This window comes from Chitinophaga fulva, assembly GCF_012927205.1.
GTDB lineage: Bacteria > Bacteroidota > Bacteroidia > Chitinophagales > Chitinophagaceae > Chitinophaga > Chitinophaga fulva.
In genome coordinates this window covers 499,013-525,307 of sequence record NZ_JABBGC010000001.1, presented here as the reverse complement: position 1 = coordinate 525,307, position 26,295 = coordinate 499,013, and the positions used below count along the sequence as shown (strand labels likewise).

General features: G+C 47.6%; 25 protein-coding genes. 14 read left to right on the top strand and 11 right to left on the bottom strand.

All coding sequences use genetic code 11. The features are described 5' to 3' along the window. Positions 1–119: 119 nt before the first annotated feature. The 4 genes from HHL17_RS02280 (at position 120) to HHL17_RS02265 (ending at position 2,561) form a co-directional block, all read left to right on the top strand. Positions 120–521, top strand: coding sequence for a hypothetical protein (locus tag HHL17_RS02280; protein WP_169223177.1), 402 nt, complete (start codon positions 120–122; stop codon positions 519–521). A gap of 131 nt (positions 522–652) precedes the next feature. Further along, entirely contained in the window at positions 653–1,144 is a 492-nt protein-coding gene (locus HHL17_RS02275) for a lipocalin family protein (protein ID WP_169223176.1), read from the top strand. A gap of 113 nt (positions 1,145–1,257) precedes the next feature. Further along, positions 1,258–2,007 carry a metal-dependent hydrolase gene (locus HHL17_RS02270; protein ID WP_169223175.1) on the top strand — a complete coding sequence of 250 codons (750 nt, stop codon included), beginning with the start codon at positions 1,258–1,260 and terminating at the stop codon, positions 2,005–2,007. A 35-nt stretch (positions 2,008–2,042) separates the two neighbouring features. After that, positions 2,043–2,561, top strand: a complete 519-nt coding sequence (locus tag HHL17_RS02265; RefSeq protein ID WP_169223174.1) for a GNAT family N-acetyltransferase — start codon at positions 2,043–2,045, stop codon at positions 2,559–2,561. A 1-nt stretch (position 2,562) separates the two neighbouring features. Here HHL17_RS02265 and HHL17_RS02260 read toward each other — a convergent pair whose 3' ends face one another. The 3 genes from HHL17_RS02260 to ispG all read right to left on the bottom strand — a co-directional run bounded on the left by HHL17_RS02260 (position 2,563) and on the right by ispG (position 5,986). Then, the gene (locus tag HHL17_RS02260) at positions 2,563–3,456 is read right to left on the bottom strand and encodes a LysR substrate-binding domain-containing protein (RefSeq protein ID WP_169223173.1); all 894 of its coding nucleotides are present in this window, start codon (positions 3,454–3,456) and stop codon (positions 2,563–2,565) included. A gap of 116 nt (positions 3,457–3,572) precedes the next feature. Then, on the bottom strand, positions 3,573–3,938 hold the full coding sequence (locus HHL17_RS33340) for a hypothetical protein (RefSeq protein ID WP_206155894.1): 366 nt from the start codon (positions 3,936–3,938) through the stop codon (positions 3,573–3,575). A gap of 80 nt (positions 3,939–4,018) precedes the next feature. Continuing rightward, entirely contained in the window at positions 4,019–5,986 is a 1,968-nt protein-coding gene (ispG, locus tag HHL17_RS02250) for a (E)-4-hydroxy-3-methylbut-2-enyl-diphosphate synthase (RefSeq protein ID WP_169223172.1), read from the bottom strand. 128 nt (positions 5,987–6,114) lie between these two features. Here ispG and HHL17_RS02245 point away from each other — a divergent pair, with 128 nt between their 5' ends. Beyond that, positions 6,115–6,978 (top strand): helix-turn-helix domain-containing protein, encoded by an 864-nt coding sequence (locus HHL17_RS02245; RefSeq protein ID WP_169223171.1) that lies wholly within the window; start codon positions 6,115–6,117, stop codon positions 6,976–6,978. A gap of 516 nt (positions 6,979–7,494) precedes the next feature. Here HHL17_RS02245 and HHL17_RS02240 read toward each other — a convergent pair. From HHL17_RS02240 to kbl, 4 genes are all read right to left on the bottom strand, one after another. Next, the gene (locus tag HHL17_RS02240; RefSeq protein WP_169223170.1) at positions 7,495–8,256 is read right to left on the bottom strand and encodes a tetratricopeptide repeat protein; all 762 of its coding nucleotides are present in this window, start codon (positions 8,254–8,256) and stop codon (positions 7,495–7,497) included. A 46-nt stretch (positions 8,257–8,302) separates the two neighbouring features. Further along, a complete protein-coding gene (locus HHL17_RS02235; RefSeq protein WP_169223169.1) occupies positions 8,303–9,325 on the bottom strand; it encodes a VWA domain-containing protein in 1,023 nt (340 codons plus the stop codon). A 274-nt stretch (positions 9,326–9,599) separates the two neighbouring features. Then, positions 9,600–10,403 carry a class D beta-lactamase gene (blaOXA, locus tag HHL17_RS02230; RefSeq protein ID WP_169223168.1) on the bottom strand — a complete coding sequence of 268 codons (804 nt, stop codon included), beginning with the start codon at positions 10,401–10,403 and terminating at the stop codon, positions 9,600–9,602. 186 nt (positions 10,404–10,589) lie between these two features. Beyond that, positions 10,590–11,777 carry a glycine C-acetyltransferase gene (gene kbl, locus HHL17_RS02225; protein ID WP_169223167.1) on the bottom strand — a complete coding sequence of 396 codons (1,188 nt, stop codon included), beginning with the start codon at positions 11,775–11,777 and terminating at the stop codon, positions 10,590–10,592. A 385-nt stretch (positions 11,778–12,162) separates the two neighbouring features. Between kbl and HHL17_RS02220 the strand changes: the two genes are divergently transcribed. The 6 genes from HHL17_RS02220 (at position 12,163) to HHL17_RS02195 (ending at position 18,899) form a co-directional block, all read left to right on the top strand. Then, positions 12,163–12,648 carry an RNA polymerase sigma factor gene (locus HHL17_RS02220; protein WP_169223166.1) on the top strand — a complete coding sequence of 162 codons (486 nt, stop codon included), beginning with the start codon at positions 12,163–12,165 and terminating at the stop codon, positions 12,646–12,648. Between the two features lie 39 nt (positions 12,649–12,687). After that, entirely contained in the window at positions 12,688–13,776 is a 1,089-nt protein-coding gene (locus HHL17_RS02215; RefSeq protein ID WP_169223165.1) for a hypothetical protein, read from the top strand. Positions 13,777–13,779: 3 nt separating this feature from the next. Next, the gene (locus tag HHL17_RS02210; RefSeq protein ID WP_169223164.1) at positions 13,780–14,745 is read left to right on the top strand and encodes an outer membrane beta-barrel protein; all 966 of its coding nucleotides are present in this window, start codon (positions 13,780–13,782) and stop codon (positions 14,743–14,745) included. A 28-nt stretch (positions 14,746–14,773) separates the two neighbouring features. Next, positions 14,774–15,103: a hypothetical protein gene (locus tag HHL17_RS02205; protein WP_169223163.1), complete on the top strand. Its 330-nt coding sequence runs from the start codon at positions 14,774–14,776 to the stop codon at positions 15,101–15,103. Between the two features lie 168 nt (positions 15,104–15,271). Then, positions 15,272–18,214, top strand: coding sequence for a M16 family metallopeptidase (locus HHL17_RS02200; protein WP_169223162.1), 2,943 nt, complete (start codon positions 15,272–15,274; stop codon positions 18,212–18,214). A gap of 121 nt (positions 18,215–18,335) precedes the next feature. After that, entirely contained in the window at positions 18,336–18,899 is a 564-nt protein-coding gene (locus HHL17_RS02195; protein ID WP_169223161.1) for a L,D-transpeptidase family protein, read from the top strand. 186 nt (positions 18,900–19,085) lie between these two features. On the opposite strand, the gene HHL17_RS02190 is transcribed toward HHL17_RS02195, so the two are convergent. From HHL17_RS02190 to HHL17_RS02180, 3 genes are all read right to left on the bottom strand, one after another. Further along, positions 19,086–20,030, bottom strand: coding sequence for an alpha/beta hydrolase (locus HHL17_RS02190; RefSeq protein ID WP_169223160.1), 945 nt, complete (start codon positions 20,028–20,030; stop codon positions 19,086–19,088). Between the two features lie 108 nt (positions 20,031–20,138). After that, complete coding sequence (acs, locus tag HHL17_RS02185) at positions 20,139–22,052, bottom strand: acetate--CoA ligase (protein WP_169223159.1); 1,914 nt, start codon at positions 22,050–22,052, stop codon at positions 20,139–20,141. A gap of 283 nt (positions 22,053–22,335) precedes the next feature. Beyond that, a complete protein-coding gene (locus tag HHL17_RS02180) occupies positions 22,336–22,608 on the bottom strand; it encodes a hypothetical protein (protein ID WP_169223158.1) in 273 nt (90 codons plus the stop codon). A 452-nt stretch (positions 22,609–23,060) separates the two neighbouring features. Between HHL17_RS02180 and HHL17_RS02175 the strand changes: the two genes are divergently transcribed. Beyond that, a complete protein-coding gene (locus tag HHL17_RS02175) occupies positions 23,061–23,672 on the top strand; it encodes a helix-turn-helix domain-containing protein (protein ID WP_169223157.1) in 612 nt (203 codons plus the stop codon). Between the two features lie 40 nt (positions 23,673–23,712). Here HHL17_RS02175 and HHL17_RS02170 read toward each other — a convergent pair whose 3' ends face one another. Further along, positions 23,713–24,252 (bottom strand): 5' nucleotidase, NT5C type, encoded by a 540-nt coding sequence (locus HHL17_RS02170; protein WP_169223156.1) that lies wholly within the window; start codon positions 24,250–24,252, stop codon positions 23,713–23,715. A gap of 81 nt (positions 24,253–24,333) precedes the next feature. Between HHL17_RS02170 and HHL17_RS02165 the strand changes: the two genes are divergently transcribed. Both HHL17_RS02165 and HHL17_RS02160 read left to right on the top strand, forming a co-directional pair. After that, positions 24,334–25,080 (top strand): DeoR/GlpR family DNA-binding transcription regulator, encoded by a 747-nt coding sequence (locus HHL17_RS02165; protein ID WP_169223155.1) that lies wholly within the window; start codon positions 24,334–24,336, stop codon positions 25,078–25,080. Between the two features lie 35 nt (positions 25,081–25,115). Continuing rightward, positions 25,116–26,270: an MFS transporter gene (locus tag HHL17_RS02160; protein WP_169223154.1), complete on the top strand. Its 1,155-nt coding sequence runs from the start codon at positions 25,116–25,118 to the stop codon at positions 26,268–26,270. The last annotated feature ends 25 nt before the right edge of the window (positions 26,271–26,295 follow it).

The window sequence follows — 26,295 nt, the reverse complement described above, 5'->3', positions numbered from 1 at the left end:
ATGGGTATACGGTTTTTTAAATCATTGCTTTGGACTTAAAAAACTATATTGATAGTGGAGTAATTGAACGTTATTTACTCGGCCTTGCCACACCTGAGCAGGAAAGGGAATTGACGTATATGAGAAGATTACACCCCATCCTTGAGCAGGAAATAGCCGCTGCTGAACTTCGCATCGAAAATAACATCATGGCTGAAGCCGTACCGCCGCCTGTTCAGCTGAAAGACAGGATCATGGAGGATGCCCGGCGGTATAAACATCAGGAATATTATTTCAAACACGCTAACGATGGAGGTGGACAACAACCACCGCACGAACCCGTCTACATTGATATCAGGCCCGGATGGAACCGTAAAATAACCGTCAGCATCTGGTGGCGTTGTGCATTTCTCGCCCTTTGCGTGCTGACCATGTCACTGGCCGCCAGCACATGGTATCTCTACAAACGGACCAATCAGCTGGAAGAAGTGCTGATCAGGCTCAAAACCCCGGCAGAAGCCCTTTTGCCAGCCGGCCACTGACCGTTTGCACATTCATTTGGTACGTTTCTTGCAAATGCTGAACTTGCCGCGGTATTCAGGCTGTTTAAACCTTATTGTAGCACAGCTGTTGAATGCAGAGAAGGCATTAAAACATACAAATTATTATTCCCATGAAAAATTTATCATTCGCAGCATTGTTTCTGGCTCTGGTCGCAATCCTGGGTACTTCCTGCTCTCCAAAACAGGGCGTAACTACCAACATTAACAAAGGCGCTGTAAAAGGCAACTGGGTGCTTACCGATATCCGTTATGAAGGTATCCCCGAAAATGCCAAAGTAACCGTTTTTGACGAGGCCAATGCTAAATGCTTCATCGGCAGCCAATGGGTACTGCCGGACAATAATGCAAATGGTTCCTATACATTATCCTCCACTGCAGACGGTTGCAGCCCCGCTACCCAGAAAATTGTCTGGACCATCAGCAAACAGGGAAATGTGACCATGTTCGGTTTCAAAAAACTGTACTCCGGTGTGAAAGCTAAAAATGTGGCAGACGGTTACCTGATGGAATGTACTGAAGCCGGCAGCTCCATGACCTGGAGAGCCAATGTGAACTTCGAAGGCAAAACAGCTGCCATCATCTACTCCTTACAACGGAAATAGTTTTACCCGTTTATACGAAATACATCCTGCCTGGTAATTATCGGGCAGGATTTTTCATTTATGGGTGTTCATAGATAATAGTATATTTAGATACGTAAAAAAACCAGATGACTATGAGCACGCAGCATTCGAAAATCAAGTTCCTGGGACACGCCAGTTTTCAACTTACCACCCCGGAAGGCCATATCATTCTCGTAGACCCCTGGTTTACCGGCAATCCGGCCCTACCGGCCGATTATACCATCCCGGAACAAATAGACCTGATCCTGATCACCCACGGCCACAGAGATCATCTCGACAGTAAAATCATTGACCTGATCCGGTCCCATTCACCTAAAGTGATCGCTAACCCCATCGTTCGGCTGTTCCTGCAGGAACAGGGCGTACCGGAACATGTCTTTGAACAGATGAACGCCGGAGGGACCATCTCCTTCCTGCAAACAAAAATCACCATGACCAACGCCTTCCATTTTGCACAGGTATGGATGCCAGATGGTAAAATCGGATATACACACGCTGCCAACGGATTCATTATCTGGATGAGCGACGACGTCTCTGTTTACTACTCCGGTGATACGTCTGTTTTCGGAGACATGGCCCTGCTGGGAGAAATCTATGAGCCGGATATCGCCATCCTGCCGATAGGTGACCGATTCACCATGGGCCCTCTTGAAGCGGCTTTTGCCATCCGGCTGCTGAAAGTGAAACACGTAATCCCCTGTCATTATGGTACGATGCCTGCACTTACGGGAACGCCCCAACGGTTGAAAGAGCTTACACAAGACCAGGCACGGCTGGAGATCCATGCGCTTAAGGCCGGTGAAGAGTTGGATATGGCGCAATTACAACTACATAAACCGTAACGGTTCCTTGTTATTTTTTCTTTAACCATCCGTATATGTTACCCCTGATTACATCCCGTTTATTGGTATGTCCTTGCCGCCTGCCGCTGATCACAGCGATTTATCTGCAGGACCCGCAGGCTGTTGCCCTGCTGAATGCATCCATTCCGCCAGAATGGCCGCAGACAGAACTGAAGGAACTATTGCCACACCTGATTGAATTATTACAACACGACCCCAAATCATTCCCCTGGCTACTATGGGCCATTGTGTCCGCAACAGATAACACTGTATTAGGAGACATCGGCTTTAAAGGTCGTCCTGATGAAAATGGTATGGTGGAAATCGGCTACTCCCTGCTGCCTGCTCACCGCAACCAGGGCTATATGCGGGAAGCGGCTGCGGCATTGATCACATGGGCCTTTCAGCAGCCTTTCGTAAAGAGTATCGAGGCGGAATGTGAAGTGGATAACATTGCTTCCGGAAAAGTGCTGCAACGGCTGGGCATGCGGCAAACGGGCATGCAGGACAATATGCTCCGTTGGCGGTTGTTGGAAAAAGACTTTCTGCTATAAATTATTCTGTGATGTGCTGCCGCGCGAACTTGATGAAAAGTTGGGCGAGCTTGTCCTGGAGACCTTGTAAGTAAGTGAAATGCAGTTTTCTGATCAGCCTGAAATTTTTTATGGGAAGCACTATAAACTCACCGGCCTCTACTTCCCTTTGCACTGCCTGTAAAGAGATAAACGCTGCACAGGAAGAATGATGCAGGTAAGATTTAATACTCTCCGTGCTGCCCATGTACATAGCCACGTTCAGGTCGGTGATTTTCAGCTTCAGGCGCTTCAGTTCATCAGTGATCACTTCCAGTGTACCGGAGCCGTGTTCCCGCATGAGCAGGGGAATGTTCCGTAATTCACTGGCGGTGAGCGGTTCCCCGTTGCCATAAGTATGTTTGGGATTCCCGATGAGCACAATTTCATCCCGGGCAAACTCTACGTACTTCAACAGCGGATTTTTGGAACTGCCTTCTATGATGCCCAGCAGAATGCTTTTTTCAAAAAGGGCTTGTTCTATCTGCTCCGTGTTGCCATTGGTAAGGGATGTTTTTACATCGGGATAACGCTGGTTGAATTTGGCCAGTAACGGCGGGATCAGGTATTGTGCAATAGTAGTGCTGGCGCCGATAGCTAACAGGCCGCCCTGCGTGTGTTTCAGTTGGTTGATTTCATATTCCAGGTTACGGTAATCGGTAAAGATGATTTCAGCATGATGCATCACCAGCTGGCCGGCACGGGTAAGTTTGATACGGTTGCCGATCCTTTCAAACAAGGCCATGCCCAGTTGTTGCTCCAACTCGTGAATATGTTTGGTGACAGCTGGTTGGGAGATATATAATTCTTCTGCGGCTTTGGTGAAACTGAGCCGCTTCGCAACGGTATGAAATACCCTGAGTCTGAAATCGAACATGCAATAAAAGTAAGGTTTTTAGAGGGCAGTTGTTGGTTGTTGGGGCTAAAGGTAAAAAAATAAGGATTAAACCACCTGGAGGCGGCTTAATCCTTATCGGAAGATGATGTTATGAATCAGGATTTTTTCTTTCCTGCGCTTGGATTATTTGATTTGTAGCGCATGTCAGGAGTACCGTCTTTCTTTTTCGGTCCTGTTGTTGCCGGCGCTGTAGTAGTGGCTTTGTTTTCTTTAAAGCGCTTATCAGGAGCTCCGCTCTTAGTAACGTGCTCTGTTTTGGCTACTGGTGCAGCTTGAGGAGCCGGTTGCCCTGCTTCTTTTTTAACTGCTGTTTCTTTCTTTTCGGCTTCTTTCTTGACAGCCTTTTGCTCAGTTTTAGCTTTGGTTTTAGCTTCTTTTTGGGTGGTGGTGGCAGGAGCCTGGGCCATGGCAACAGTTAAGCCCATGAACATTGCCAGAACACCTGTAAGCAACTTTTTCATAAGAAATGTTTTACCAAAAATTAAGCTTTTTTATTGATGATAACACATTCCTACCCGCATTTTTAAGCAATATTTAATAATTAGTTCTTATCTACCCACATACCGTTTTCCCGGATGAGACTGATCAGCTCGTCTACCGCCACATCGCTGTTCAAGCCACGTTTTACGATCTCTTTGCCCCTGTAAAGGGTGATTTTACCGACACCACTGCCTACATAGCCAAAATCAGCGTCTGCCATTTCCCCCGGGCCATTTACGATACAGCCCATGATAGCGATTTTCACGCCTTTGAGGTGATGGGTGACCGCTCTGATGCGTGCGGTCGTTTCCTGAAGGTCAAACAGTGTCCGGCCGCAGGAAGGGCAGGAGATATATTCCGTTTTGGAGATGCGGGTCCGGGTGGCCTGCAAAATGCCAAAGGCAATATTGTTCAACAGAGCGGCTTGTTCCGTATCCTGGTCCTGATTAGTCAGCCAGAGGCCGTCGCCGAAACCGTCCAGCAGCAGCGCGCCGGCTTCGGTAGCATGATGGATCAGGTGCTCATCTGCGGTAGTCTGCGGACTGACGCTGTGGATAACCACCGGTACCATCAGTTGCTGCGCTGTCAGCAGGATGAAAAACCTCCTGATACTGGCCATGGCATTGCTGCCGGTCGCATGGGCGGCCAGAATGGTGGCGCCGGCGATAGCAGGCTGGCGCAGCTGTGTCAGCAAGTCGTGGATGTCTGCAGTATCGAGGTCGTCACAGTTAACGGCCACGAAATTCTTTTTACCGGTTTGTCCTGCTGTGATGGCATCCAAATAGGCGCGGGTACCAAAGTATGGCACATACGCGGTTTTGTCGGCCAGCGTCTGCCATTTGTCGGCGTCGAGCACTACCTGTAAAGTGCCGGGCAGGGCAAAAGACGGTACCTGTGTGCCGGTATAAATATAGTCGGCGGCGGCATCGGCGATGTTCCATTTGTCAGACGGTTCATCATACGTATAGCCGATCGCGTTAAGGCCTGAAGGCTGTATGGTGGCGGAGCTGCGGTAGTCTGCCACTACTACGGGCACCTGCTTGTCGCCGGTGTTGTCTACCACGGTGCTTTCACGGCGTTTGTAGGAGAACGGGGAGTAGGGAAGGGTGCCCAGCGGCTGGGAAGTAGCTTGTTTTTCCGTACGGCTGCCACTGTAGCGTTTCACGATGTCGCGGCATACAGGCAGCTCAAATTCCGGATCTTCGGTCAGGGATACCCGGATGGTATCACCCACACCGTCTTCCAGCAAGGTACCAATACCGATGGCGGACTTGATGCGGCCGTCTTCTCCGTCGCCGGCTTCTGTAACGCCGAGGTGCAGCGGATAAGCGTGGCCAAGCTCCTGTTGCATGGTTTGCACCAGCAGGCGGTAAGCCTGTACCATCACTTGTGGGTTGCTGGCTTTCATGCTCAGTACAATATTGCGGAACCGAAGGTCTTCTGCAATGCGCAGAAATTCCATGGCGCTTTCCACCATGCCCATGGGAGTATCGCCGTAGCGGCTCATGATACGGTCGCTGAGCGAGCCATGGTTGGTACCAATACGCATGGCGGTACCATGTTCCTTACAGATATTCACCAGCGGGGTGAAACGCTCCCGGATACGGTCTATTTCCTCCAGGTATTCGGCGTCGGTATATTCCAGTGTTTCAAACTTCTTTTTGTCGATATAGTTACCGGGGTTGATCCTCACCTTTTCCACAATACGGGCGGCTATTTCGGCAGCATTGGGGGTAAAGTGTATATCTGCTACCAGCGGGGTATGATAACCCTGGCGGCGAAGTTCATTTTTGATGTTCAGCAGGTTTTCCGCTTCCTTTTTGCTGGGAGCGGTAATGCGCACCAGCTCGGCCCCTGCTTCGATACACCGGATGGCCTGGGCTACTGTGCCGGCCGTGTCCATGGTATCGGTGGTGGTCATGGTCTGGATACGGATAGGGTGGAAATTGCCAATAAGAAGATCACCTACCTTTACTTCCAGTGTGGCCAGTCGCTTATATTCTGTTAATGAGTTGCAATAAAGCTGCATACGTTTTTGTTTTCTGCAGGTGCAAAGTTAATAAACCTGCGGGGCAATTGCCCCACACCTTAAAGCTACATTAAATTCCACGAACGGTGCTGCCAAAAGGAGGCCATTCGTTTAAATTTGAGACACTTATGTCGAATGATAAAAGCATGGACATTCCCTATCAGGAATGGCCAATGAAATCACATTTCAACATTGCCCCACTGGGGATGGCTGCTATGGATTTCACTCACCAGCCACACCGGCACCACCATTTCCAGGTTTTATGGTTTACCAAAGCCAAAGGCCGCCATATGGTCGACTTTGTGTGGTATGAAATGGAGGACAATATGTTGTTCCTGCTGAGACCCGGACAGGTACATCAGCTGGACTGTGAGCGGGAAGGCCATGTGATCTTTTTTACAGAACGCTTTTATTTTGCCAACAAACACGACAAGGAAACCCTGTACGACTTCTCCAATCTCTTTGATAACTGGCACGGCTACGGCCCGATCTATATCGGTGAAAACACGGCCCCGTCACTGCTGGGGCTTGTGGACCTGATGAACCGGGAGCACCGCGCTCCGGGAGCTAACAGCCGCAGTATCATCAAACACTACCTCAATGCCTTCCTGCTGCTGGCAGAAAGGGAGAAAAAACGCAATGCGACCGACACCATGCGGCCACTGCATCACGACTCCCGGGTGGTACAGCTCCGCCGCCTGCTGGAAAAACACTATACACGCGAACATCAGGTGGCCTTTTATGCCAATGCCTTTGCGCTGACCCCCAAAAGGCTCAATGAAATCACGAAAGAAACCACTGGCCGCACAGTTACGGAACTGTTGCATGACCGTATTATCCTGGAAGCAAAACGGAACCTGGCCTTCAGCCATAAAAGCGTGAAAGAGATCTGCTATGAGCTTGGTTTTGAAGATCCTGCCTATTTCAGCAGGTTTTTTAAAAACAACGCTGGCATCTCTCCCCAGGACTTCCGGGACATTATGTTCAAATAGTACAAGTCAATAGCTGAATTGTCCTAGTAGATTGGCCCGCCCACGCTTAGTTTTGTGTATTGAATTGAATTGTTTTACCCGCTGACGTTAAACAGGAAATCATGCTAGGATGCCAAATTGTGTTAACTGTGCTGTAAGTCTTCCCGTCTCCCAAACAATTCAGGGGACCGGATGGGTGGGGAACCCTCTGGTCAATGCCAGCGATAATAAGAATATCAGGCGGCCGCAACGGCGTGCTGCTTAAAAATAAGTGTGTTTTAAAGTTCGGGGTGATGCTTGCCGGCAACGTAAGATGAATACAACGACCGTTAGGCTGGAAATTAGGTAAAGAGTAACCAGTCAGGTGGCAGGCATCTTCCCCTTACCTTATTACTAAAGAGTACTGTTACCATGCGTAACTGTTGTAGGTTTAGGTAAAATGGCCGGAATAATCCTGTTCCGGTTTTTTTTATATAAAAAATCCGGCAGTATCGTCAGTACTGCCGGATTTTATCCTTTGTTGAGTATATAAGAAGATTACCAGTCTTTTTCCACCGGTACCGGTTGTCCTTTCACTTTCTTGGCTTTGTCCTGTAGTTTCTTTTCTTCCTGGGACAATGCCTGCAACAGTCTTTCCGCTTCCTGTTTATTCAGCTTGCTGGGCTGTGGTTCCGGTTTCTGTTGTTCCTGCTGGTCTTTGTCTTTGTTCTGATCTTTGTTTTTGTTCTGCTGGTCTTTGTTCTGGTCTTTCTTGTCTTTATCCTGCTGGTCCTTGTCTTTATCTTTATTCTGATCTTTATTTTGATCTTTGTTCTGGTCCTTTTTATCCTTGTTTTTGTCTTTGTTTTTATCCTTGTTGTCTTTATTGTCTTTGTTGTCCTGCTGTTGTTTTTTCAGCATGGCCTGTGCGTAGGCGAGGTTATAGCGGGCATCTTCATCGGCAGGATTTATTTTCAGGGCCTGCTTGTAGGATTTGATACTTTCTTCCCACTTTTTAGACTCCATAAAGGTATTGCCGATGTTATAGTCTGCATCTGATTTGATGCGGCTGTTGTCCGTCGTCTTCAGGCTGTTGGCATACTGGGTACGGGCATCGTCATATCTTTTCTGTTGATAGAGGGAGTTGCCCAGGTTATAGCTGCCTACGGCCGACTGCCCGTTTTGTTCGAGCGCCTTTTTGTAGTTGGCTTCAGCATCGCTGAACAGCTGCTTCTGATACAGTTCATTGCCTTTGCGGATAAACTTGTTGGTGCCGTTCTGCGCCAGCGCGGTAACGCCGGTAAGCAGCAATGCAGCCATAAAGCAACCCTGTTTTATAAAAGTAATGTTCATGATCTGTTGATAATTAAGCTACTACGTTTTCCCGGGGCTCACGCGGATGGCGTACTTCCGGAATGAAGAATTCAATCAGTAGTAACGCCAGGCATATGCCCAGGAAATATTGAAAATAGCTGTTATAGTCTGTGAATACATTTTCGCCGAATTCTTTCTGCTCCATGCTGTCGATCTTGTTCACCAGCGTATTCACTACATCGTCTGTATTGTTGTCCAGATGTTGATAGATGCCTTTCCCCGCAGCAGCGATTCCTTTCAGCTCATTTTCATTGAGTTTGGAAATCACGGTATTACCTTCACGGTCTTTTTTGTAACTGCCTGTTTCCGGGTCAGGAAGCGGGGAGCCGGCTACGGAACCGATACCGATCGTATTGGTAACCACGCCGTTATCAAAGGCGGTGCGGGTTTTCTGTAGGGCTGTTTCGTCATGGTCTTCCCCATCGGAAATGACTACCAGCGCTTTATGTTTGCGTTCTTTTTTATTGAAGGCTTCATCAGACACCTGGATAGCCTGTCCGATGGCGGTGCCCTGGGTAGGGATCATATCCGGAGACACGGTGCTCAGGTACATTTTGGCCGCAGAGTAATCAATGGTGAGCGGCATCTGCAGATAAGCATTGCCGGCAAATACCACGAGGCCCACACGGTCGTTGTCAAGTTTGTCCATCAGTTTGCTGATGAGCTGTTTGGCGCGGGTAAGCCTGTCGGGCTGGATATCATTGGCCAGCATACTCTTACTCACGTCCAGCGCGATCACCACATCTACTCCTTTCCGGGTGATTTTTTCCATGCGGCTGCCTTTTTGAAGATTGGCAAGTCCCAACACGCCAAAGAAAAAGGCGAGGAAAATCAAAAGAAACTTGAATACGAACAGTTTACGGGAATAACCGGCAAACAGTTTTTCTACGAGGGCCGGATCACCGATACGGCGTATGGAGCGGCGCTTCCACCAGGATATACCCAGGAAAGCCAGCTGCAACACCAATAACAGCGTCAGTGCCCACAAATATTCACTATGCTGAAAACGTAACATATGCAGTTTTAAGATCGCTTGCGGTTGGCAAGATCTCAAAAATAATTTTTTTGTTACGTATTACAAGAGCGGGAAGAGGGGTTTATATTTTTTTTAGCATTTTAGCATTTGGGCATTTGATCATTTAGCTATTTGATTTACGGATTTTGGAATTTTTTGATTTCGAAATTGATATGCTGCGAGAACAGTCAGAATCAACATCTCAAAATCAAAAAATTCCAAAATCCGTAAATCAAATAAATAAAATTATCTAAATAACCTAATAACCAAATGGTTACATTTCTCCTTTGAAATAGCCGGCCTCGGTGAGGATATTACGGAGAATATCCATTCGGCTTTTAACCATGTCAAAGTTGGGATCTTCGGTTTCTATGTTCAGGACAAAGAAGGAGGGGTGCCTGTTTTCCTCGACCCAGCCTACTATCCAGCCAATTTGTTTAGCGCCGCTGGTGCCCCAGCCGGTTTTGTAGGACAGTTCATACTTAGGTGTTTTTTCCATCAGCATCACGTCACGTACTGTCTGCATATTGGTTTTGGCGAAGGGAAGTTGGTCGAAATACAGTTTTTTAACAAAGCCCAGTTCTTCATCAGGAGAGATCTGCAGGGAGTTATCCAGCCAGAAAGTGTCTATACGGCTGATTTTCATGTTGCCATATTTAACGGAGTCGAGCCACGCCTGCATATTGGTTTTGCCAATCCGACGTGCCACTTCCTGGAAGTAGGGAACGGCAGACACTTTAAAGGCCTGTTGCATGCTCAGGTCCTGATTCCATGCAGGGTATTTGCGGGTAACGCCATCCCAGGGAATAACCATGCCGGTATCGGTGATCACGCCGGTCTGCAAGCCTACCAGCGAGTTGAAGATTTTGAAGGTAGAAGCTGGCAGAAAACGTTCTTTGGCGCGGTCCAGGTTATAGACTCTGAATGTCCCCTGTGCATTGTTGAATAACATAAAGGTGCCTTCCACCTTGTACTGGGCGAAATATTTCTCCCAGCCTTTTTCTTCCTTAACATTATTCGGTGCGCAGGCGGCCATGAAAAGGCATAGTGCTAACAACATCCAGCCAAATCGTTTCATCTGTATCATGATTTAGTAAATAATCAGGTGCAAAAGTAGGGAAGATTAGATTAGGAATAGAAGATTAGGGGCAACAAGCAAACAGCCATTTGAATAAGATATATTACAATGTATAATTAATTGTAATAAAATTACTTATTCAAATGGCTGCCCTGCTTTGCAATAGACTTATTGCTAACCCATAAATTATTTGATCACGCCCAATTCCTTGCCCACTTTGGTGAAGGCGGCGATAGCTTTGTCGAGATGTGCCTGTTCGTGGGCGGCGCTGAGCTGTACACGGATACGGGCCTGGCCTTTAGCTACTACAGGGAAGAAGAAACCGATCACATAGATACCTTCTGCCAGCAGTTTTTCGGCCATTTGCTGGCTCAATACGGCGTCGTACAACATCACCGGCACGATTGGGTGATCGCCGGGTTTGATGTCGAAACCAGCTTCGGTCATTTTGGTGCGGAAATACTGAGTATTGTACTCCAGTTTGTCACGCAGTTCGGTGGTTTCGCTCAGCATATCAAGAACCGCGATGGAAGCGCCTACGATGCTGGGAGCCACGGAATTGGAGAACAGGTAAGGACGGCTGCGCTGACGCAGGATATCGATTACTTCTTTCGGACCGCTGGTAAAACCGCCGGAAGCGCCGCCCAATGCTTTACCGAGCGTACCGGTGATGATGTCTACCCGGCCCATGACGTTACGGTATTCGTGGGTACCACGACCGGTTTTGCCGAGGAAGCCGGAAGAGTGGCTTTCGTCAGACATAACGATGGCGTCATATTTATCCGCCAGGTCACAGATTTTGTCCAGCTGGGCAATAGTGCCGTCCATGCTGAAGGATCCGTCAGTAACGATGATACGGCTGCGGCAGTCCTGGGCTTCTTTCAGTTTGGCTTCCAGGTCGGCCATATTGTTGTGTTCATAACGGAAACGTTTGGCTTTGCACAAACGTACACCGTCAATGATAGAAGCATGGTTCAGGGCGTCGGAGATGATGGCGTCATCTTCGCCGAACAGCGGCTCAAATACGCCACCATTGGCGTCGAAAGCTGCTACGTACAGGATGGTGTCTTCAGTTCCCAGGAATTTGGCGATCTTTTCTTCCAGTTCCCGGTGAATATCCTGGGTGCCGCAGATAAAACGAACACTGCTCATACCGTAACCATGTGTGTCGATAGCGTCTTTTGCCGCTTTGACCACAGCCGGATGAGAAGACAGTCCCAGATAGTTATTGGCGCAAAAATTTATGACAGTCTTACCGCCCACCTGTATTTCAGCTCCCTGCTCAGATGTAATGATACGCTCTCTCTTATACAGGCCGGCTTTGTTGATTTCTTCCAGTTCTTCCCGTAAGCGGGATGTAAACTTCTTATTCATAGTAAGTACGATGTTTGATAATAACGCTTTTGCAAAGTTATAGATGATAAAAGTATTACGAATCTCTGTCGCATCCACAGTTAACGGCTCCGGGGGTAAAAAGTTTGACGGAGGTGTAACATTTACCAGCAGCATTCCGTCATAATACTATCATGCTTGAAGATGCCATGTAGTGGAAAATTGAAGATTTAACCTGAGTGAAAGAGATATAAAAATAATATATTAAGTAACGGGTTGATGATCAGTTTGAAAGAAGCTGTTCCTGCTGTGCAAATCGAAAAATAGCGGTATTGCTGACCAATTAGGTGTGGGTAAGCTGGATAGTGACCATGACAGGTATTAAAGTAAAAGTCGGAACTTAGCACTAAAATCCCGCACCACCGGAATGACGGAAAAGGAGTACAATAAATGTGTGGATCTGTATTCGGACAATATATTCCGCTTTATCATCAAAAATCTGGATCACGCGGAAGACGCCAGGGACGTAGTACAGAACGCATTCGAAATATTGTGGAAGCACTGCCAGGACGTGCCTTTTGAAAAGGCAAAATCGTACCTGTTTACGGTTGCGTACCATAATATGATCGACCATGTACGTAAGACAAAGCGGGTGACACTGGTAGACCAGTTCAAGGATGAGATGAAAGTGGCTGATCACAAGATCAATAATGCTAAAGAAGTGATTGCCAAAGCGTTGGCTAATCTGAGTGAGGTGCAACGGTCGCTGGTGCTGCTAAAAGATTATGAAGGTTACAGCTATGAGGAAATTGGCGAAATTATGCAGCTCAATCCTTCCCAGGTAAAGGTTTACCTCCATCGAGCCAGGATACATTTAAAAAACTATCTTGTAAAGATGGAAAACGTCATATAAATTTTTATAATTGTTAATTGATTAATAATAAATAACTTTTTGGCTGTAGAGATCAACATATCAAATTACGAGTCTTACCTGCTCAGTTATGTGGATAACGAACTGAACGACGCTGAACAAGCTGCGCTCGAACAGTTTCTGCAAAAACATCCCCATCTGCGAGCGGAACTGGACCTGCTGAAAGGCGCCCGTGTGGTACCTGATGAGCACGTGATATTTGATCAGAAGGCAGCCTTGTACCGTCAAGCCCCGGCAGCAATTGTTGATGATTATGAATCAATGATGTTGAGTTATGTAGATGGAGAACTGTCTGCCGACGAAACAGCCCGGTTAAAATCCTGGCTGAAGGAACACCCGGAAGCCCATCAGGAAATGGCACTGCTGCAAGTGGTTAAGCTGGAACCAGATAATACGATCGTATTTGAAAACAAAGCCAGCTTGTACCGCAGCTCCCGTAAAACCATCAGATTGGCGCCTTATTGGTGGGGTGCTACCGCTGCCGCTGTATTGACAGGCCTGCTTATCTGGCTGTTACCGGCCGGTAATCACCATGATAGTCAACCTATTGCAGGTGCCGTCACACATGAGGCGATGAAACCGTTGGTAAGTCAACCAACACCGGCGCCTGTACCTGCACCGGCGAAAACGGAAACGCCGGCTGAAGCTTATGCAGCCCCTGCTCAACCGGAAGTGGCGCATACACCGGTTAACCGCACCGCCAACAGGAAGAAGGACGCTGCCCCGGCGAAATCAGCCCCGGTCCCCCAACAGTTACAAAATAATAATACCGTAGCCGCAGTCCCTGTACCAGCCGATGTGCCGGTAATTTCCACCCTGCCATCACCTCGCAATACTTCAGATGAAGTGGTGGAAAAGCACTTGCAGAACACGACGCTGGCTGCTCTATCACCAACAGATAATGCACCTGCGGCCGGTCATGTAAAGGAAACCGTTATCGCAGCCAATATGCCGGCCACGCCTGCTAAAGTATCCGCCCCTGTGGTGGCTGCCGCCGCTCCTGCTGCTGTAAAAGGGGAACTGATCCTGTCCGTCAGCGGAAGTGATAGCCGTATCCTGGACAAGGTGACGAATGTTGCTAAATTTTTCTCCCGTAAAAGGAATAAATAAATTATGAAGCATAAAGTTTTACTCTGTTTAATATTGGTATTGTGTGTAGGATGGGTGCAGGGGCAAAACGTTGACACCAGCCATCAGGGCAATATTGCCGCAGCACCGGCTGCAGCTCCTGTTCCGGACACATTCTGGATCAAGGGACTGATCCTGATCAAAGGGAAGAACGAAAAAGGACGCAATACCTACAAAATATATAGTGACACCGCTTACGCCCGCACGCGGCTGAAGAAAAACCTGCATACCAGATGGTTTGTCTTCGATATCGGATTTAACAATTTTATCGACAGAAGTGAGTATGGTGGTGCCAGCTATATATCTTATTACCCCAATACTACCAACTTTTATAATGGCGCAATGCCTGCCGGTAAAGCCTATGACTACTCCGCTGTCGGACTGGCCACTTTTGCACCAAGAGAAGGAAGTGAACCATTAACCCCCGCAGAATTTAAACTTATCACCGGAAAATCGATCAATTTTAATATCTGGTTGTTTGAACAAAGGCTTAATATAACAAAACACAAACTTAACTTGTTATATGCTTTGGGATTGGAAATGAACAATTTCAGATATGCCCGGAATATTACTTATCAACCCGGTTATATCACCAGGATAATCAGAGATACAGTAGAATTTTCAAAAAATAAGTTGTTTGCAGAGTATATATCGATCCCGGTAATGCTAAACTTTAATTCTAACCCGGCTCGCCCTAATCGTGCGTTTCAGGTGAGCGTTGGTGTCTCTGGCGGATATCTGATCAAATCCAGAACCAAACAGATCAGTGAGGAGAGAGGAAAAGTGAGGAAAACCGATGATTTCAACCTTAATAAATGGCGTTTCGGACTTACCAGCGAACTGGGTTATGGCCCAGTGAAGCTGTATGGTAACTTCGCCCTTACGCCTTTGCATGATTACGGATTACAGCAATATCCGTTTTCTATCGGGTTGCGGTTAAACGGTTTTTAAATTTTTTGACCTGACCAAAATTCTATCTATGCGTTCTTTTGTCGCCCTGCTCGCATGCATTGGCTGTATTGCGTGGGTGCATTCCTGTGATAATCGCCTACTCGGTGTGAAGGTTCCTGCTGTATCTGGTGAAGGCCAGCTTCCGGTTGATATGCCTTCCTTCAGCCGTATTCCCATTGCGGCGCCGCAAAAGGTAGTCTCCACCACCATCCGGCAGGTTTCTGCCGTTCATAAACCAACTCTAAGGCCGGCAGTGGCCCGAAAACATAGTGCTGCCATCGTCCAGGCGGATTCTCTCTGGAATAGCCTGGTGATCGGAAAACGGGCCACCTTTTTGATGAGCAATCTAACTCCTTGATAATTAATTGAATAATTAACCTTATTACCTTGTAGCCCTTTCCGGTTTTCAATCGGTTGAACCTTGTCTTGTGTTACCGCTCATAGAATTATCTTCTGTGAGCCCGCTGTATTTTTTTTCCTTCCGTTATATTTGGTAACTATTTTCAAACCAACCTAACAAATTTCTATGAAGCTGCGTAAACTAGCTGTATCACTGTTGTTGTTTGCAGGAAGTCTGCCAACGGCCATGGCTCAGGGAAAATTTCAGTGGAAAGAAGCTACCTCCGGTGGATATCCCTACCGGTACGTAACGGATGACCCCATGAAAGCCCGTTTTTATACCCTGAAAAATGGCCTCACCGTTATTTTAAGTGTCAACAAAAAGGAACCCCGTATCCAGACACTGATTGGTACCCGTGCCGGCAGTAACAACGACCCGAAAGATCATACCGGCCTGGCCCACTACCTGGAACACCTGCTCTTTAAAGGTACCCAGCAGTATGGCTCGCTCGACTGGGCAAAGGAAAAGCCTTATATCGACCAGATCGAGAGCCTGTATGATAAATACAATAAAACCACCGCTCCCGAGGCCCGTAAAGTGGTGTATCATCAAATCGACAGCGTATCCGGCATCGCTGCTAAATATGCGATCGCCAACGAATACGATAAAATGATGACCGGCATGGGCGCCCAGGGCACCAACGCTCATACCTGGGTGGAAGAAACCATTTACGAGGAAGATATCCCCTCCAATGCGATCGATAAATACCTGACCGTACAGGCAGAAAGATTCCGCGACCCCGTTTTCCGTCTCTTCCACACAGAACTGGAAGCGGTGTATGAGGAAAAAAACCGCGGACTGGACAACGATGGCCGTAAAGTATACGAAACCATGCTGGCTGCCCTGTTCCCTACCCACAACTATGGTCAGCAATCCACCATCGGTACGGTAGAACACCTGAAAAACCCTAACCTGAAGGCTATCCGGAATTTCTACAACACTTACTATGTGCCTAATAATATGGCTATCGTAATGGCGGGTGACTTTGATCCGGACTACGTGATCAAAACCATCGACCAACAGTTCGGCTATATGAAAGCTAAACCGGTAGCAGAATATAAACCCGCTCCGGAAGCGCCTTTCAAAGCTCCTGTTGTGAAGGAAGTGTTCGGCCCGGATGCTGAAAGCATCGATATTGCCTTCCGTCTGCCCGGCGCACTCGATACCCAGTCAAGCCTGGTCCTGGGCGTACTCTCCAGCATCCTGCAGAATGGTAAAGCCGGCCTGCTGGACCTGAACCTTAACAAACAACAGAAAGCACTGAGTGCCGGTGCCCAGGTGCTGGGACTGAAAGATTATTCCATCCTGATTTTGTCCGGTAAAGCCAAACAGGGCCAAACACTGGATGAGGTAAAAAGCCTCCTGCTCGGACAGCTGGACATCCTGAAAAAAGGAACGTTCGACGAGTCTCTGGTAAAAGCGATCGTGAACAACTCCAAACTGGCTGAACTGCAAGGCCTGGAAAGCAACAACAACCGGGCTACTTCCATCATGGACGCTTTTATCAAAAGCCGTGGTACCAACTGGTCACATGATGTGTCTTATGTAGACGACATGGGCAAGATCACCAAAAAACAGATCGAAGACTACGCTAATAAATACCTCGCCAATAACTATGTGGCGGTGTACAAACGCAAGGGCGAGGATAAAAACATCCAGAAAGTAGAAAAACCTTCGATCACTCCGGTGGAAGTAAACCGCGAAGCACAATCCGCTTTCCTGCAGAAGGTATCCGCTATCCCTGCTACACCGGTGAAACCACAATGGCTGGATTATGAAAAAGATATTCAGACTACTCCGGTTGGGGCTACCAACATGATGTACGTGCAGAACAAGGATAATGGCCTGTTCCGTTTGTACTACCGTTTTGATCTGGGCTCCTGGAACAACAAAAAACTGGCCCTGGCAGCGCAATACCTGCAATTCCTGGGTACAGACAAGTATACTGCTGAACAAATCAGCAAAGAGTTTTACAATATTGCGTGCAACTTCAGCGTGAGCACTTCTACTGAAAACACGACCATCACTATCAGTGGGTTGCAGGAGAATTTTGACAAAGCAGTTTCTTTGTTTGAACACATATTGACCAACTGCAAGCCGAATGACCAGGCACTGGCCGCGCTGAAAGGACGGTTACAGAAATCCCGCTCAGATGCCAAACTGAATAAGTCTGCCATCATGAAAGGCGTGGTGAACTATGCTATGTACGGTGCTAACAATCCGTTCAACAATCAGTTGAGCCAGGCAGATCTGGATGCTGTTACCGCTACAGAACTGACAGGACTGCTGCACGGGCTGTCATCTTACAAACATACGGTGATCTACTACGGTCCTCAGCCTCTGGCTACTGCCGCAGCTGATGTACAAAAATTGCATACGCTGCCTGCCAGCTTTAAGGAAGCGCCAGCTGCAGTGAAATTCAACAAAACTTCCCAGTCAGCCAATCAGGTGCTGTTTGCAGATTACGATATGGTGCAGACAGAAGTGAACTGGGTAGGTAATGAATCAGTTTATGATCCGGCCAATACAGGTATCATTTCCCTGTTCAATAACTATTTCGGTGGTGGTATGGGCTCTATCGTGTTCCAGACTATTCGCGAATCAAAGGCACTGGCATACTCTACCTACGCGATGTTCGTGTCTCCGGATAAAAAGGGAGAACGTTATTCCCAGATTGCCTATGTAGGCAGCCAGGCGGATAAAATGAATGACGCGATTAAAGGTATGAACGATCTGCTGAACGATATTCCACGTTCAGATAAACTGCTGGAAACCGCCAAGGAATCTATGAAGCAGGACATCGAAACAGAACGTATCACTAACGATGGTATTGTTTTCAGCTATCTGGCTGCGCAGAAACTGGGCCTCAGCACAGACATCCGCAAACAGGTGTACGAGTCTATTGATAAAATGAAATTCGATGATGTGAAGAAATTTCATGATACCAACATCGCACACAAACCTTACACATACTGTGTGGTGGCTTCCGGTAAGAAAGTCAACATGGACGATCTTAAAAAAATCGGTGAGGTGAAAACACTCTCCCTGGAAGATATCTTTGGTTATTAATATCATTTAAAAGCAATGTCAGCGCAGCATACAGCTTATTTGTATGCTGCGCTTTTTTCATTATACTGCAATAAATAAATATCCTGCTGCGTTATCAGCATTATTTAATCACCCTATGAAAATGTACCGATTTTACGGATACGCAGTAATACTATTGCTGATGCCGTTGTCTGGGTTTGTTGGGAGCAGCGTTGATCTGTACAATGTACGGTTGACCACCAGCAATATTAATCCGGACAAAATTTTCCTGCTGGTAGACAAAAGTGATTACCGGATGTATCTGTATGAAGATGTAACACTGAGAAAAATTTACAAAGTGGTTTTTGGCAACAAAGACCAGGGAGACAAGCTGGTGGAAGGCGATCGCAAAACACCGGAAGGAACCTTCCATATTCAGGCCAAAAGAGTAGACAATCGATGGAGCCGCTTTATGTTACTGGATTACCCCAATGAAGATTCAAAACAGAAATTTTTTCAGCGCCAGAGTGATGGGAGCTTATCGCAGGGAGCAACTATGGGCGGAGGCATTGGCATACATGGCGTGGAATATGGTGCCGGTATCCGGGATAATTACGTGGATAGCCGCATCAACTGGACACTGGGCTGTGTGAGCATGAAAAATGGCGATGTAAATGAATTATATGAAATTGTTAAAGTAGGTACGCCCGTGGTGATACGTCCCTAAACAGGAAAGGTTTTTGCGGAGGGTAGCAGGTGTTTTCCAATGGCAGCGTGAGGAACTAACTTTGCACTGCAATCATTGTGTATGGCATCTAGTGGTACGGGTTCAATGTACTGTACCATGACTCCAATATATACGGCGGGTCAGATCCTGTGAAGAGCGCGCTCCACTCGGATGGTGCGCGCTTTTTTATTGTGCCATAAAATCTTTTACCAGCTGTTTCCAAACAGTGCCGTCTTTCTGACAGAAGGACTGATGTCCGGCATCTTTAAAAATATGCAGTTGTTTTTGTTGGGTCGCCAGCTGACCGAACACCCGTCTGGTTTCATCGGGTGTGACCCTGATGTCTTGTTGGCCCCAGCAATAAAGTACGGGCACCTGAATGTGACGGGCATAATCTTCAGGATTATGGCCGAAGCCCCAGAAGCCCAGCTCCAGGCCACCCCAGAAGGTGAGCATGTGAGATAGTGGCGTAGCTGGCAGGTGTACAGCCCGCATGCGGCTTTTAACGGCATCGAGGAGGGTGGCAAATGGCGATTCGAGGATAATTTTCTGCGGTGTGAGGTGATATTCCGGCACCGCTTTCATGATGGCCGCTGCACCCATGCTCATGCCCCAGAGGCTGACAGGCTGGTTGGACCTGGACCGGACGTAGTCCCATGCCAGTTTCACATCTTCTGCTTCTTTATATCCGATGGAACAGGCGGTGCCATCGCTGTTACCGTGGCCACGGAAATCTATCAAAAAAGTGTTGTAACCCAGTTGACGGAACCAATAGGCCTCAGGGAGGTGTGAACCTTTATTGCCGCCATATCCGTGAAAGAGAATAACAGTGCCTTTGGCCTGTGTTACGGGCATCCACCATCCTTCGAGGTGCAATCCGTTGGCCGTCAGCAACTGTACGGTATCATAAGGGATATTAGGGCGTGCGCTGGTGATGGATTTGGAGAGCCTGACGCCAAAGAAGATAATGTTTAACTTTTCCCCGATGTTCATTTCTTCCGGCCGCTTGTTGCGGTGACGGTTGTTTTCGGAGAAGTGGGTGAACTTATAGGCATGAAAAGCCGTGATGCAATTGAACAGCAGCACAAGAAACAGGAGGGCATAGAGGGCTTTTTTAAAGAAACGCCGCATGGGATTTAACTATTTGTCTATTTGATATTTGGGTATAAAAATAATGCAGCGAAGATCAGTGATCTCCGCTGCATTATTAAATATCAAAATCAGAAAATTCGCAAATGATTAGAGTTTGCCTTTTTTGATCTCATCTACCACAGCCGGATCGAGGAGGGTAGAGGTATCACCGAGGTTATCGAGATCGTTTTCAGCGATTTTCCGCAGAATACGGCGCATGATTTTGCCGGAGCGTGTTTTAGGCAAGCCGCTTACAAACTGGATTTTATCCGGTTTGGCGATAGGTCCGATGATACGGGATACTGTTTGTGCGATATCTTTTTTGGACAGTTCCGGTTCATGTGTCAGTCTTTCCATGATCACATAAGCATAGATACCTTGTCCTTTGATATCATGGGGATAGCCTACCACAGCGCTTTCGATAACGCCGGCGTGCATGTTGATGGCGTTTTCCACTTCGGCGGTACCGATACGGTGGCCGCTTACGTTGAGTACGTCGTCTACACGGCCGGTGATACGATAGTAGCCGTCTTCATCGCGCGTACAGCCGTCGCCGGTGAAGTAGAGGTTCTCGTAGGTAGAGAAATATGTTTTCCGGAAGCGGTCATGATCGCCGTAGGTAGTACGGAGCATGCCCGGCCATGGGAACTTGATACAAAGGTTACCGTTAACACCGTTGCCTTTTATTTCATTACCATTTTCATCTACCAGGATAGGTTGTACACCAGGCAGTGGTAAGGTGGCAAAGCCGGGTTTCTCTTTGGTGATGCCGGCGATAGGTGTGATCATGATACCACCGGTTTCAGTCTGCCACCAGGTATCTACGATCGGGCAGCGGCCTTTACCGATATTATCCTTAAACCAGTGCCATGCTTCTTCGTTGATAGGTTCGCCTACGCTGCCCAGCTTTTTAAGGGAGCTGAGGTCTTTGTGGTTGACAGGGCCGAGACCATATCCCATCAGGCTGCGGATAGCAGTGGGAGCGGTATACAGGGTATCGACACGGAATTTGTCAACGATTTCCCAGAGCCTGCCGGCATCGGGATAAGTGGGCATACCTTCAAACATGAGGGTAGTGGCGCCTGCGCTGAGAGGGCCGTATACGATATAGCTATGACCGGTGATCCAGCCAATGTCGGCAGTACAGAAGAATACTTCGCCTGGCTTGTACTGGAAAGTATTGACAAAGCTGTAGTTGGCATAAACCATGTAGCCGCCGCAGGTATGGACAACGCCTTTAGGTTTGCCGGTAGAGCCGGAAGTATAGAGGATGAAGAGCATGTCTTCCGCGTCCATTTCTTCCGCAGGGCAGGAGGGGTTGCCCATGGTTTCCACCTGTTTGATTTCATCTTCCCACCATACGTCTCTTCCTTTGAGCATGCTCACGGGAGTGCGGGTGCGGGTGCATACGATTACTTTTTTCACGGTGGGGCAGGCCATGAGGGCGTCATCGATCACGGATTTCAGGGGAATGTCCTTGTTGCCGCGGTAAGCGCCGTCGCAGGTAATAACGAGGCTGGCTTCCGCATCCTGGATCCTGTCAGCGATGGATTGAGCACTGAAACCGCCAAATACCACGGAGTGGATGGCGCCAATGCGGGCGCAGGCCAGTACCGCAATAGCCAGTTCCGGGATCATGCCCATATAAATACATACGCGGTCGCCTTTTTTAACGCCGTTGTTTTTCAGGACATTGGCGAACTGGCATACTTTGTTATATAAGTCACGGTAGGTAATGATGCGATGACGTTCTTCGGGGTCGTTGGGTTCCCAGATGATGGCCGGGGAATTGCCCAGGGTGGCGAGGTGGCGGTCCAGGCAGTTTTCGGTGATATTCATTTTAGCACCGGAGAACCATTTGATTTCGGGGTCCTTAAAGTTCCAGTCCAATACCTTGTCCCACTTACGACGCCACATGAAGTGGTCTGCCACGTTGGCCCAGAATCCTTCCGGGTCTATTACGCTCTGCTGATAAGCCTGTTGATAATCTTCTAAAGTCTTGATCTGGTATGGGTACGACATAGCACCATGAATGTTTATTGGTTAAGTACAACGTTTTCCTAATGGGCATTAAATTTAAGAAAAACCCGTCGGTATGCTAGAAAAAATCTAAAAAAACATGTTAAAACCAGATTATTTTTCAAAACGCGTTAGAGAATAGGCCATGGTCAAGCACCTTTAGGGCAAAACAATAGCTGCTGTCTGTTGCGGACAGGTAATTGTATGCCACTAAAGGTGTTGAAAAAAGAAGGAAGGTTGGTAAGGTTATACGCAGGATGGCCGATGGGGGCCCGGAATGACCTGTTTATCTGGGATTGCGGAACTTGATCGCAGACTTCCAGAAGGTGTTGTACACTTCATCCATGATTTCCACGATACGTTTTTTTTCCGCACTGCTCAGGAAAGAGCTTTGTTTGGCTTTGTCGGCCGCGCCGCGTCCTTCTTTGGCGCGCATTTTCCGGTAAAAGGTGGGGGTGCTCCAGTTGCAGTCCTGGCACACTCTTTCCCGGAAGAGGGCAGACATACCTGAAAATTTCTCATGAATGGAAAATAAAAGGTTGGGTGTTTCCTTACTCATAACAACAGACTTTTATGATGAACAGTAACTCCAATTATCCAGTACTGCCGGTCGCAAAATGAGATTAATTATAGCTATCAGCAAATACTATTATAACTGTGAAATTTATCAGCATAAAAATACACTATTTGTAGTTACAAATCATCGTAACCCTTTGTGGGATTGATTCTTAGTCGGCATGTGGACAAATTTCCGATCAATTTCAGCGTGTAATTATCATCATGATAATCGATGATTTGTTCTTTACCTTTTCCTATCATTTTATCATGATTTCAGCCAAAATGATCGAAAAATAATTTTTTTCGCCTACGTATATGCATAAAAGTTAGCCCTTCTGCTCATTATGCTACTTCCTGTGATCATTTTATTATTTTTTAACCCGATTTGATAATTTTATTTACGAAATGAAAGATTAATTGTTATATTATACCATTATTTATAAAAAAGCATAAATGATGCAGTCGAGTTTGATACATATGGGCCAGCGATTAAAGCAGATACTGAAGCAGAAAAAAATCAAAATCATCGATTTTGCAAAAATGGCCGGCTTCACCAACCAAATAGCCCATTACCACCTGCGGAACAGCGATATGAAGCGGGTTAACCTGGAACGTTTCTGTGAGATTATCGGTATTACACCTGATGAATTTATCCGGTGGAACGGAACAATGCAACTGGCCAACGGGAAAAGCATACACCATGGTAACCGCCTCCAGCACCTGATTGCGGAGAAAGGGCTCAACAAAAGCAAACTTGCCGAACGCCTGAACATGAGCAGGAGGACCATGTATAACGTCTTCGAGAAAGAAACATTCTCGCCGGATGAACTGGACCGTGTGGCCCGTGGATTGGACATTACAACGGAAGCCTTTCTGAATCCCGGTACGGCACAGGAAACAAGACAGACAGACAGCGAAGAAATGATGATGCTGCGGGAGAAATACTATAAAATCCTGGAAGAGCACACCCAGCTGCTGAAGAGCTATACAGCCATGAAAGATGATGTGCTCAAAATGAAGAAGGAGCTGGCCACCCTCCGTAAAGGAAAAATGAAGAAGGGGTGATCTTCTGTAACCAGCCGGTATTGTTATCCCCCCATTGTGGTTATACCCGGGCAGCCGGTACTTCTACTTCCAAAGCTGCTGCTACTTCTTCCCAGTTGTGTACCCGCTCATAATCTGTCAGATGGATATTATGCGGAGATGTAAACAACAACTGTCTTCCTGTAAAATGGCGCAGGTTCTTGTCGTAATCATCAATCATGATATCGGCATTTACAATGGTTTTGGAGCCGCAGAGTACAATATTGTGCCAGCTGATGAATGGAAAATGTTCATGCAGCCATTCCAGTTTTTCCCTGAGTGACTGCGGAAATTCCATCGCTGCTGATACAATGAAAACCTCATACTTCTCCATCAGGGCTTTGATCACTTCCTGACTACCCGGCATTACCGGCGCGGTCCTGAAAAAACCAGGCGTGAGTAAAAACCTCCGTACGGCACCATCGGGCAATATTTCCCCTTCCGGAACCCCCTGTAATACCTGTGGGTCCAGCTTAATCCCATTTGATGCTTCGTAATATGATAAATAATGGCTGTAGATATCTGCCATTACATTGTCCATGTCTATTGCTATTCTTGCCATATTTTGCGATTTGTTGCAAATATATGCAAATTGTAGCAAAATATTGCAAAATGTTTCATAATATTGCATAAAGTAGCAAACATGCTGAAAGAGGAAAGACTTGACTATATATTAAAGAAGCTGCAAACCGATCAGAAGGTATTACAGACAGAGCTGAGTTCTGACCTGCAGGTATCGGAAGATACGGTACGGCGTGATCTGGAGTCACTGGCACAAAGCGGGCAACTGATCAAAGTGAGGGGAGGCGCCATTCCGCACTCTCCAAACCCCTATTCCTTCAAAGAAAGAATTGAGCGGCATGCGGCCGACAAACAACATATGGCTATTAAAGCCCTGGGATTGCTGCATGACGGGCAAACGGTGCTCATGGACGGCGGTACTTCTACATTGGCACTGGTGAAACTGCTGCCACACAACTTGCGGCTGACCATTATCACGAACAGCGTGCCCATCGTGACGCAACTAATAGAACACCCCACTATTGAAGTGATTTTCACTGGCGGACGTATCGGTAAAAACTCACAGACCGCTACCGGTATGGATACTATCCGCACCTTACAGAAGATACGTGCAGACCTGGCTTTTGTGGGTATCTGCAGCCTGCATCCTGAAGCCGGTGTAACTGGCCTGGACCTTGAGGAGGCAGATGTAAAAAGCGTGATGATTGAAGCGGCCAACAAAATTGTGGCGTTGGCCACCAGCGATAAAATGGACACGGCAGAACCGTTCAAGGTTTGTGAGATCACCGGCATCGATGTGATCGTGACCGATAAGCCCGAGCTGCCTTTATTTAAGCCTTATCAGGACCTGGGCATCCAGGTGATATAACGTTAAACGGAAATCATTCTCTGAATTACACAACGATGTTACAGGATTTGTCAGTACCGGTGATACATAAAAGAGGCGCCCGCATTGCGGTGAGCGCATTGTTTTTTCTGACCGGTTTGTGTTTTGCCAGTTGGGCATCACGTATCCCGGATATACAACAGTCCATGCACCTCAATGACGCGGGACTGGGTAGCGTTTTGCTGGCATTGCCTGTAGGATCGCTGATTTCCCTGCCGGTGGCAGGCATACTGGTGTCGCGCTTCGGTAGCAAGCAGGTGCTGGTGATCGCCGCGGTAGCCTATGCGGCCCTTTTGCCCGTACTGGGCCTGGCGAAGGCTCCCTGGGAACTGATCTCCTTCCTCGTATTTTTCGGCTTCTGCGGCAACCTCGCCAATATTGCGGTCAACACACAAGCGGTGGCGGTAGAGGCTATGTACGGCCGTTCTATTATGGCTTCCTTTCACGGGCTATGGAGCGTGGCGGGTTTCACTGGTGCGGCTATTGGCGCGGCCATGAGCGGACTGCACATCCATCCGGTATATCATTTCCTGCTGATCACCGGAATTGCGTGGACACTGGTGCTGCTCACCATGCGGCATATCGTGCAACAGGATACCAATGTACAGACCAATCAGCCGCTGTTTGTTAAACCCGATCTTTTCCTGCTGACACTGGGCATTATCGCCATGTGTTCCATGATATGCGAGGGCACTATGTTTGATTGGAGCGGCGTGTATTTCCGCCGGGTAGTGAAAGTAGACGAAGGACTGGGTGGTGCCGGTTATGCAGCATTTATGGGCACTATGGCGTCGGGCCGTTTTGTGGCCGACTGGATGATAACGCGATTGGGTACACGAAAAATGTTGGTCATCAGTGGAACGCTTACCGCCGGCGGATTGCTGATAGCGGTAGCTTTCCCTTATCTGATGAGTGCCATGCTGGGATTCATGCTGGTGGGCGCGGGTGTTTCGGCAGTAGTGCCGTTGGTATACAGTGCTGCCGGCAAATCGAAAGTGTTGTCGCCGGGAATGGCCCTGGCAGCGGTTTCCACGGTTGGTTATCTGGGCTTCCTCTTTGGCCCGCCGCTGATAGGATTCGTAGCGCAGGCTACCAGCCTGGCGGTATCTTTCTCCCTGATTGCCGTGATGGGCGCTGTAATAGCTATCATGTCCACCCGTATCAAAGTATAAACTATCGTAGCCTAGGGAAATTAGG